7 tRNA genes and 1 rRNA gene are annotated in these 1,171 nt (G+C 52.4%); all 8 read right to left on the reverse strand.

Features of this window, described 5'->3' with window-relative positions:
* Positions 1-214: 214 nt before the first annotated feature.
* A tRNA-Trp gene (locus H1S01_RS20255) sits at positions 215-289 on the reverse strand.
* Positions 290-295: 6 nt separating this feature from the next.
* A tRNA-Arg gene (locus H1S01_RS20260) sits at positions 296-370 on the reverse strand.
* 16 nt (positions 371-386) lie between these two features.
* Positions 387-463, reverse strand: a tRNA-Pro gene (locus tag H1S01_RS20265).
* Between the two features lie 3 nt (positions 464-466).
* A tRNA-Ser gene (locus H1S01_RS20270) sits at positions 467-560 on the reverse strand.
* Between the two features lie 17 nt (positions 561-577).
* Positions 578-655 (reverse strand) — tRNA-Met (locus H1S01_RS20275).
* A gap of 5 nt (positions 656-660) precedes the next feature.
* Positions 661-736, reverse strand: a tRNA-Met gene (locus H1S01_RS20280).
* A 4-nt stretch (positions 737-740) separates the two neighbouring features.
* Positions 741-815 (reverse strand) — tRNA-Asn (locus H1S01_RS20285).
* A gap of 172 nt (positions 816-987) precedes the next feature.
* A 23S ribosomal RNA gene (locus tag H1S01_RS20290) occupies positions 988-1,171 on the reverse strand; the annotation flags it as partial.

Raw genomic sequence — 1,171 nt, forward strand, 5'->3', positions numbered from 1 at the left:
CCTTCCCGCTCACGCGGGCCGAATTGACTTTAGTTCGCACGCTTTTGCTTTAACAACTGTTTGATTTTCAAGGACCAGAATCGGTATAAGACATGTCGCTTTTTGGCACTTTTCCGTCTCTTCTGCGACAGAATGCTACTTTAACATGTCAGGGTCCAACTTGCAACCGGAATATTTTAGAAATCGTTGATACCCACAAATAACGATTGTCTAATGGCAGGGGAGACAGGACTTGAACCCGCAGCCTACGGTTTTGGAGACCGCCGCTCTACCATTGAGCTACTCCCCTATTAGATGGTGCGCCCGGCAAGAATCGAACTTGCGCACCTGGTTCCGGAGACCAGTGCTCTATCCACTGAGCTACGGGCGCATTTTGCAAGATTAAGTGGTCGGGGTGACACGATTTGAACGTGCGGCCTCCTGCTCCCAAGGCAGGCGCTCCACCAAACTGAGCTACACCCCGACATGGCGGAGAGAAAGGGATTCGAACCCTTGAGACAGGTTTTGCCCGCCTACACGATTTCCAATCGTGCGCCTTCGACCAACTCGGCCATCTCTCCAATGGGTTTATGAAATTTGGTAGCGGTGGTAGGATTTGAACCTACGACACTACGGGTATGAACCGTATGCTCTAGACCAACTGAGCTACACCGCCAGTTTTGGTTGCGGGGACAGGACTCGAACCTGTGACCTTCGGGTTATGAGCCCGACGAGCTACCAACTGCTCCACCCCGCGACATTGGCTCCTCGAGTAGGATTCGAACCTACAACCTACCGGTTAACAGCCGGTTGCTCTACCGTTGAGCTATCGAGGAACGGTATTCAGGACATTGATTTGTCCCTTGAAAACTACACAGAGGAGAATTTTATTTTGATTCCGCTACGGACGGTTCCCACGTCGTTACCGGCGGCAAAGCCGCCGACGACTGAGGTCGCCCAGTCCCGCTGCATCAAAATAAAATCTTCCTGATAGTAAAGCGTCAATGTAAGGTCAAGTCCTCGACCGATTCGTACCCGTCGACTGAACGCCTCACGGCGTGTACATCCCGGGCCGATCCACCAGGTCATCTTCCTGGGGTCTTACCTACTTGCGTAGTGGGAAGTCTCATCTTTGGGTCGGTTTCGCGCTTAGATGCTTTCAGCGCTTATCCGCTCCCGACATAGCTACCCA

The organism is Heliobacterium chlorum, from assembly GCF_014502795.1.
Taxonomy (GTDB): domain Bacteria; phylum Bacillota; class Desulfitobacteriia; order Heliobacteriales; family Heliobacteriaceae; genus Heliobacterium; species Heliobacterium chlorum.